This window comes from Cytobacillus eiseniae (genome assembly GCF_017874625.1).
In the GTDB taxonomy this organism is placed as follows: Bacteria; Bacillota; Bacilli; order Bacillales; family Cytobacillaceae; genus Cytobacillus; species Cytobacillus eiseniae.
Genome location: NZ_JAGIKZ010000024.1, coordinates 47,377 through 56,918 on the forward strand (window position 1 = coordinate 47,377; position 9,542 = coordinate 56,918).

The 9,542-nt window shown below is 38.1% G+C and carries 6 protein-coding genes; all 6 read right to left on the reverse strand.

Annotated elements, in window-relative coordinates:
* Nucleotides 1-66 precede the first annotated feature (66 nt).
* Nucleotides 67-1,359, reverse strand: coding sequence for an adenylosuccinate synthase (locus J2Z40_RS15840; protein WP_066398823.1), 1,293 nt, complete (start codon nt 1,357-1,359; stop codon nt 67-69).
* A gap of 472 nt (nt 1,360-1,831) precedes the next feature.
* Nucleotides 1,832-3,193 (reverse strand): replicative DNA helicase, encoded by a 1,362-nt coding sequence (gene dnaB / locus J2Z40_RS15845; RefSeq protein WP_066398824.1) that lies wholly within the window; start codon nt 3,191-3,193, stop codon nt 1,832-1,834.
* Nucleotides 3,194-3,356: 163 nt separating this feature from the next.
* On the reverse strand, nt 3,357-3,806 hold the full coding sequence (gene rplI, locus J2Z40_RS15850) for a 50S ribosomal protein L9 (RefSeq protein WP_066398829.1): 450 nt from the start codon (nt 3,804-3,806) through the stop codon (nt 3,357-3,359).
* Nucleotides 3,803-5,776 (reverse strand): DHH family phosphoesterase, encoded by a 1,974-nt coding sequence (locus J2Z40_RS15855; RefSeq protein ID WP_066399645.1) that lies wholly within the window; start codon nt 5,774-5,776, stop codon nt 3,803-3,805. Before J2Z40_RS15855 ends, rplI begins: the two co-directional genes overlap by 4 nt.
* 16 nt (nt 5,777-5,792) lie before the next feature.
* Nucleotides 5,793-6,737 (reverse strand): YybS family protein, encoded by a 945-nt coding sequence (locus J2Z40_RS15860; protein ID WP_066398831.1) that lies wholly within the window; start codon nt 6,735-6,737, stop codon nt 5,793-5,795.
* A 250-nt stretch (nt 6,738-6,987) separates the two neighbouring features.
* Nucleotides 6,988-8,982 (reverse strand): methyl-accepting chemotaxis protein, encoded by a 1,995-nt coding sequence (locus tag J2Z40_RS15865; RefSeq protein WP_162840506.1) that lies wholly within the window; start codon nt 8,980-8,982, stop codon nt 6,988-6,990.
* Nucleotides 8,983-9,542: the final 560 nt, after the last annotated feature.

Sequence of the window (9,542 nt, forward strand, 5' to 3'; positions counted from 1 at the left end):
ATTTCCTCTTGCTTTTTCTGATGTTTTGTCCCATAGGCTACTTTTATGAGACTTTTCCTTCTTCGACTAGTTTTGGCGCCAAGGGCTTCTTACTACATTTGTTTGTGTGCGGTCTGGGCCAACAGAGAAGATTGAAAGTGGAATGCCCGTTAGTTGAGATACACGCTCCAGGTAGTGGCGGGCATTTGCTGGTAATTCATCTAACGTTTTGCATCCTGTAATGTCCTCTGTCCAGCCTTCTAACTCTTCATATACAGGCTCACACTCGGCTAATACTTTTAGGCTTGCTGGGAACTCTTCAATGATTTCCCCTTGATAGCGGTAAGCCACACAAATTTTCAATGATTCAATGCCTGTTAATACATCAATTGAATTAAGTGAAAGATCTGTAAGTCCACTTACACGACGAGCATGGCGTACGACAACACTATCAAACCAACCTACTCGGCGAGGACGACCTGTTGTTGTTCCATATTCACGACCCACTTCACGAATTTGGTGCCCAATTTCGTTATCAAGCTCAGTCGGGAATGGGCCGTCTCCAACACGAGTCGTATAGGCTTTTGATACACCAACTACATGTTTAATCTTTGAAGGTCCAACACCCGATCCAATCGTTACACCGCCTGCAACAGGATTAGAAGAAGTAACAAATGGATATGTCCCTTGATCAATATCAAGCATAACCCCTTGTGCACCTTCAAATAAAACTCTTCTCCCATCATCAAGGGCATCATTAAGAACAACAGATGTATCACATACATAATGCTTGATTTGCTGTCCATATTCATAATATTCATCAAGAATTTCTTCTATTGTAAAACCTTCTGTTTCATATATCCGGTCTAATAAACGATTCTTCTCTTCAAGATTTCGAGCAAGCTTTTCCTCAAACACTTCACGGTCTAATAAATCTGCAATACGAATGCCAATTCGAGCTGCTTTATCCATATAAGCAGGGCCAATTCCCTTTTTCGTCGTACCAATTTTGTTCGCACCTTTACTTGCTTCTTCCACTTCATCCAGTTTCAAATGATAAGGCAGAATCACATGTGCACGATTACTAATTCGGAGGTTATCCGTTGTTACACCCTTGTCATGAAGATAGGCTAGCTCTTTAACAAGTGCTTTCGGGTCCACAACCATTCCATTTCCGATAATACAGGCTTTTTCCTTATAAAAAATACCTGAAGGAATTAAATGCAGCTTATATGTTTCTCCATTGAATTTAATCGTATGCCCTGCATTATTTCCACCTTGGTATCTAGCGATCACTTCTGCATTTTCAGATAGGAAATCGGTAATTTTCCCTTTTCCTTCATCTCCCCATTGTGTTCCAACAACTACTACTGATGACATAGTTAAAGCACCTCCGCAATTTCCATTCATTTTTTGAATGTCTTTACATATATAAAAATAAACATTATATCCCTTACAAACATTCCTATTTTATCAATTCCCCTCAATAAAAGTCAATAAAACACGAACATTTTATATAAAATTATAAATTTCGTTCGTTAGTTCTCTATTAAAAAAGGCCTATTTCACAAATATTATTCCTAATTAACCCGTCATGGGTCAACCATTTGCTTTCAACCGACTAATTCAATCACTTTTCAATCTTTTAGAAAGGCTGTTTTCGCAAACATTGTTGCATATTAAGATAAAGTTGGTAAAGGTTGATTTCCTCTCCAATCAACCGACCTTTTTGGTAAACTATTCATTCTAACATTTGATTTAAAAACAACAATCTTTAAGAAAACAGCCATTAAAAAAGAGCATATAAAAAAAGACTAGTACTGAAAACTAGTCTTTTCCCTTAATAACCGAATTATGCACCTGGAGGCATAGATGAATCGTATCGCCGCTCTAAGTTCACAAATTTATTATATTCTTTCACAAAGGCTAATTGAACGGTTCCGACTGGACCATTACGCTGTTTAGCAATAATAATTTCGATAATGTTTTTATCCTCTGATTCTTTATCATAGTAGTCATCACGGTAAAGGAAGGCAACAATATCGGCATCCTGCTCAATACTTCCGGATTCACGAATATCTGACATCATTGGTCGCTTGTCTTGACGTTGCTCTACTCCACGAGAGAGCTGTGACAGGGCAATGACAGGTACTTGTAGCTCACGAGCTAGCGCCTTTAATGAACGGGAAATCTCAGAAACCTCTTGCTGGCGATTCTCACCTGAACGGCCACTTCCTAAGATTAATTGTAAGTAATCGATCAAAATCATTCCTAGGCCATGCTCCTGCTTTAAGCGGCGGCATTTGGAACGAATTTCAGTAATGCGGACACCTGGGGTATCATCAATGAAAATCCCTGCATTCGATAGGCTTCCCATTGCCATTGTCAGCTTGCCCCAATCATCATCCGTGAGGGAACCTGTCCGTAACCTTTGCGCATCAATATTCCCCTCTGCACAAAGCATACGCATTACAAGCTGTTCGGCACCCATCTCTAGGCTAAAGATCGCCACATTCTCATCTGTTTTTGTCGCTACATTTTGAGCAATATTTAAGGCAAAGGCTGTTTTACCAACAGAAGGCCGTGCACCGACAATAATTAAATCATTGCGCTGGAAGCCAGCCGTCATCTTATCTAACTCTGCAAAGCCTGTTGCAATACCGGTAATATCGCCCTTTCGATTATGCATGACCTCAATATTATCGTATGTGCGGACAAGGACATCCTTTATATTATGAAAAGCCCCCGCATTTTTTCGTTGCGCCACTTCGAGAATGCTTTTCTCAGCTTCACCAAGCAGAACTTCCACTTCATCTTCACGGGCATACCCATCTTGAGCAATGCCAGTTGCCGTACGGATAAGTCTCCGCAGCAATGACTTTTCTTCTACAATCTTTGCGTAATATTCAATATTGGCAGCTGTAGGTACAGACCCAGCAAGTTCACTTAAATAGCCGACTCCTCCTGTATCCTCCAACAGCTTAGCTGCACTCAATTCCTCTGTTACAGTAACTAAATCGACCGCTTTCCCTTGATCATTCAATTTTAACATAACATGGAAAATCTTTTGGTGTGCTGCACGATAGAAATCCTCAGGAATTAAGATCTCAGAGGCTAATGTGAGAGATGATGGTTCAAGGAAAATGGCACCAAGAACCGCCTGCTCCGCTTCAATATTCTGGGGCGGGAGACGATCTGCATATAAATCACTCATCGATTAAAACCTCCTTCATTTAAATGCATTTATATAAATTACTAGTTAACTATTCTCTTATTACAATTTAAATGACTAGAAAAAATGTGACCAGCAACTACCGATCACATTTTTCCCAACCCTATTATTTTAACATGATTATTAGTAAATGGAACTTCCAATTTTAGTGTGCTTCTTTTACATGTACATTTAAAACGGAAGTGACTTCCGTATGTAACTTCACAGAAACCTTTGTATAACCTAATGTACGAATAGCATCTGGTAATTCAATCTTACGCTTATCAATTTTTATTTGATGTGCCTTTTGAAGCTCTTCTGCTATTTGCTTACTTGTAATAGAGCCGAATAAACGGCCGCCTTCACCCGCTTTTGTCTGAAACTCTAAAGTAATTTTATCCATTGTTTCTTTTAATTTCTTTGCTTCTGCAAGCTCTTCAGCTGCTAGTTTTTCTTCCTTTTTCTTTTGGGCACTTAATGTACTCACATTTGTTTGGTTCGCTTCTACAGCTAAACCTTGCTTAATAAGGAAGTTCTGTGCGTATCCATCGGCTACGTTTTTCATTTCTCCCTTTTTTCCTTTTCCTTTTACATCCTTTAAAAAAATTACTTTCATGATTTTTTTCTCCCTTCGATATAATCATCAATGGCGATTTTCAAACGATCTTCTACGTCAGCAATTGAAACGTCAGCAAGCTGTGTGGCCGCATTTGTTAAGTGACCGCCGCCCTCTAGATTTTCCATGATGACTTGAACATTTATGTCGCCTAATGACCGAGCACTTACACCTACTGTATATTCAGACCGCTTCGAAATGACAAAGGCAGCTAATACGCCTTCCATTGTCAATAAAGTGTCAGCCGTTTGTGCAATGATTACTTGATTGACGTCCTCATCTTCCTGGCCTTTAGCAATGGCAATCCCTTCTCGATAAAAATAAACATTTTCAATTATTTTTGATCGTTTAATATAGGTTTCCACGTCTTCCTTTAAAAACTTCTGAACGAGCACAGTATCTGCCCCAAGCGAGCGCAAATAGGAGGCTGCATCAAATGTCCTTGATCCTGTTCTTAGTGAGAAGCTCTTCGTATCAACAATGATTCCAGCTAGCAATGCAGTTGCCTCGAGCATTTCGACTTTTCCATTTTTCGGCTGGTATTCAAGCAGCTCCGTTACAAGCTCTGCTGTTGAAGAGGCATATGGCTCCATATAGACGAGCAATGGATTGTTAATAAATTCTTCTCCCCTGCGATGATGATCAATGACAACGACATGTTCAAGCCGCTGCAGTAATTTTTCATCAATGACCATCGATGGTTTATGTGTATCCACAACTACGATTAAGGTGTCCTCGGTTGCCATTTCCCAAGCTTGTGCTGGACTGATAAAATCCATGTGGAATGGCTCATTCTTTTTAATTTCTGCCATTAATCTTTGAACCCCAGTTTCAAACTCTTGCGGATTCACGACAATATAGCCTTCGCGATGGTTCATTTGAGCAATTTTCCGAATACCGATTGCTGATCCAATCGCATCCATGTCCGGGTATTTATGTCCCATAATTAAAACTTTATCACTCGCTGCAATTAATTCCTTTAACGCATGAGCAATGACGCGTGCACGAACCCTCGTCCTTTTTTCAACTGGGTTTGTTTTTCCCCCGTAGAATTTCACCTTTCCATTTGTCTGTTTAATCGCAACTTGATCTCCGCCTCGTCCAAGAGCAAGGTCAAGGCTGGATTGAGCAAGAACACCCAACTCTGGGAGAGAAGAGACTCCTGTACCAACACCAATACTTAATGTCAAAGGAACATTATGTGTGGATGTTGTCTCTCTTACTTCATCAAGAATCGTAAATTTCCCTTTTTCCAGCTGATGGAGAATTTGCTCATTAAAAACAGCAATAAATTTCTCAGATGATACTCTTTTTAAGAAAACACCATTCGTTATCGCCCAATTATTAAGGATAGAAGTTACAGTATTATTAATGCTGCTTCTTGTCTGATCATCCATTCCTTGTGTTAAATCATCATAATTATCTAAAAAAATAATAGATAAAACAGTTCGCTCTTCTTGATACAATTTCTCAATTTCCGCTTGTTCGGTCACATCAAAAAAATACAAAAGCCGTTCTTCAAGTTTAAGGATGACACGGAATTTCCGGTCATGAAGAGTAATAACTTCTGTTTCCACTTCTTGTTTGATGAGAGGAACGAGAATATCTCCCACATCATAAAGGGATCTTCCTACTAACGTATCTTCATCAAAGCATGATGCTAGAAAGGGATTTGTCCACTCAATATAATAATCATCATTGATCAACATAATCCCAATAGGCATTTCCATCAATGCCTCTTCTCCAACTTTCTTCACCCGGTAGGACAATGTTGATATGTATTCTTCTGTTTCCTTTCGCCGCATCCCATTCATCTTGAAAATATAATAATAGGGAAGAAAACATAGAAGAACGCCAATCAAGCTCAAAAGCCAGTTATAGTATGCTAATAATCCGAGTAGCACGATTGTTATGCCCATCAATCCATAGATTGGATAGCGAATGGACCGCTTTTCTAAATATGCAGGCATGTTTTTCAGCTCCGTATTATTCATTGCTCTGTTCTAACCTTTTCCTTAATTCAAACCCTAAATCAATTATACCTAATATCCTCACAATAGAAAGAATAAATGGGAAAAGGAATGCACTAACTGTTGCAATAATTGGAACGGCCTTTGAAAAGCTTTTCATATGACAATAGTAAAAAACAAATGATAATCCTTGAATAACTATACATATTTGTAAAACAAACGCAAGATTCACAAAGGCTAAATACCAATAATCCCCTTCAACTGGATTAAATATTAATGAAGCAATGAGCGTTAATAAATAGTACCAAAGAATGCTTTTAGGTAAGCTCATTTCCCTGAAAGGCCTGCTTTGATCTACAGCAACACCTAATCTTTTTACAATTGGAAAAGAAACCAACTCAATTATAAGAACAGCAAAGAAGGAAGCCACAACGAATAGACTAGGTGTTAATGACTCAACCATATCCAACATGAGTTCAAATTGGTCCATCATCGATCCTTCAACCTTTTGGCCAAGTGATTCTAATATGCTTACGGAACGATCAATGGAGGATCTCATCATAACTAGAAATTCCTCAATAAAGTTGATTTTGAATAAAACGACCATCGCCGCATATTCCATTACAATTGTAAATAAAAAAACGAGGCCAGCAGCAAGAAATGATAGAGTTCTTCCCTTTTTCTGCTGAAGACAGTAACCGATAACAAGTCCTGTTAATCCGTAAGAAAAGGTGAGCGGCAATGCAAGAATAGATCCAACGATGAAGGAAAGGATGATTGCAGCAATAAAAAACACAAATGAATTCATCTTTGTATTTTTTGCTGCAAATAAAATAAACGGCACAGCTAAAAACAAATTAGTTGCTACGCCAAGTACTGGAATATAAACCGTCATTATAATCAATATTGCAAAAGCAGCTAAAAGGATGGCCCCTTCTGTTAGCTTATGTACATTTTTCAAATTTCCACCCCCTACGTGGGTATACCCATAAAGTCTATTTTATCTAGTAAAGAAGGGATATTCAACCATCCCGTACTTTTACTGCAGTCAAAATGAATGGTACGTACTTTCTCTACTAAATTTTCTCTTATTGAAAGGCTGTCTTCGCACACATTGTTGCTTATTAAGAAAGGTTGATCAAACATTTGATTTAAAAGCAACAAAGACCATAAAAAAAGGGATATCAAATGAATTGATATCCCTGCCAAACTTAATTGATTTTGAATCGGTCAACGACTTCTTTTAATTCATTACTTAACTCAGTTAATTGTTCAGCAGATGCTGCAACTGATTGTAAGGCATGAACCTGTTCATCTGTTGAAGCACTTACTTCCTCACATGATGCTGCTGACTGTTCCGACATTGCAGCCATATTGTGTATGCCACCGATTACTTCTTCTTTGCTCTCAGCAATATGAATCATTTCATTGCTTATATAAAGGATGGATTGTCTCATTCCTTCGACAAACTCGGAAAGATTATTGAAATTCAATTCTGTTTCCTTAACAACATCAGACTGTTGATTAAATGTTTCTTTTGTCCGATCCATTGATTCAACTGCTCGCAATGCTCCACTTTGAATATCAGTGATCGTCGTCTTTACTTCATCCGTTGCTGCAACTGATTGTTCAGCCAGCTTTCTTACTTCTTCAGCAACTACAGCAAAGCCTTTTCCATGCTCTCCAGCACGAGCAGCTTCAATACTAGCATTCAATGCTAGTAAATTAGTTTGTGAACTGATTTCTGTAATAGTTGTCATTACCTTTTCAATTTTTTCAATTTTATCTTCTAAATCATTAATTACTTCTTCCATTGAACCTAAGTATTCCTTAGAAATCAAGAATGAACCTTTCAGATCATTAATTTGTTTCATTCCTGATTGGTTCATCACATCTGCCTTTTCAGCTAAAGACGTCATTTCATCTGCTTTGCCACTAATGTCATTAATCTGATTGCTTAGTTGAAGGGATAACTGATTAGCTGTTTCAGCCTCAGCCGCCGATTGAGATGCCCCTTTGGCAATTTCATTGATTGCAGCAGCCATTTCCTCACTTGAGGCATTTGTTTCTTCTGAAACCGCACTTAAGCTTTCAGCAGATTCCTTCACATTGTTTACCGATTGATTTACGACAGTTAGTAGTGATTTCATATTCTCTACCATTGCATTAAAATGACTGCCCAATTCACCAATCTCATCTTTTGATTGAATATCCACTTTAACCATTAAGTTTCCATCTGAAACTTGACTAAATGCCTTCTTAAGGAATGACAATGGCTTGGTCAATCTTGAAGCGACGATAGAAGTAATTGCAATCGCAATGATGATTCCGATAACAGATATTAACAAGATGCTATTTCTGATACTAATCGCTGTAGTCATTAAGTCAGAAGTTGTATAAGCTGCACCAACCTTCCACGAAGTAGCAGCAACTGTATCGTATACGAGCAACTTATCTTCTTTTTCGTATACGTACTCAATTACACCGTCTTTATCTTGATTCTCATACATTTCCTTGATAAAAGAAAGATCCATCAAATTATTGCTTCTTTCAGTTGGGTGAACAATTGCTACCCCTTCTTGTGAAAAGACAAATGGATAACCATTGTAGCCGATTTGGACTGCACTAACCATATTCGTAAGATCAGTCAATTTAATATCTAAACCTACTGCTCCAACAACTTTCGAACCCTCTTTCACAGCAAAAGAGGCAGTCACAACATATTCATTTGTGGCTGGATCCTCATATGGCTCGCTCCAAATCACTTCACCAGGAGCAGAAATGGCATCCTTATACCAATCTCTTGTTCTTGCATCAAAGTCGGAGCCTAAATCAACAGCTGGAATAATCATTAAATCTTTATTCTCACTTGCAGCATAAACTGAGGCAACATCCTTATTTTTATCAAGGAAGTTATCAAAATCCTTCTTTAATTCAGTATTTGCAGTTGGGTCTTCCGCTTGCTTTATATAATCAATTACGCGCTGTGATTCAGATAAATAGATCATTTGTGTTGAAAATTTATCGAGAAATAAGGAAAGTGAATTATTCATTTCAGACACAATTCCCTTAGTTTGACTAACAACATCAGATTCTACTTCTTTTGATGTTTGGTTGTATACAAAAAAACCTACTGCTGATAAAACAACAATAAATAATGCAGAAATCAGCAAAATTAATTTGCTTTTTATTGATTTCAACAACATTTTCTCCCCCTTTGTCACCTTTTTTTTTTCCATCTATTTGTTCTCGCTTACATGATTTGTATCTCCCCTTTAATACAAATCAGCTGAACTAAGCTGGCAATTCGACATTATTCAACATATGGTTTATAATATCACATCTTAAATCGTTTGACGAAATGAAAGATGATTGTAAATTTTACAAATTCAACCACTTAGTAAGAAATAGACAGAACAAAGCGCAAGCGCCTTGATTAGCCTCAGGCATAGCACAAGCCAATCCTCACGGAAAGGTGTCCTTTACCTTTTGGGAGGATTGGCTTGTGACCTCGAGGTCGACAAAAACGCGACGTCCTGTACGTCGGGGGTAGGCGCTCCTCCTATAAGAAATACACTTATAGTCGTGCGATGCTTATGCTGCCGAAGTATTCCTTGTGGAGCTGGACGCAGAACTTGTCGCAAAATTATCTACAACATTTAAATTTATATTTTTGTATGAAAACACTTTTTGGCTAGAGGGCACTACTGAATAAGGCCCTTCATCTTCAATTTTTTTGAAGGACTACTAGTATAATATAGTATAG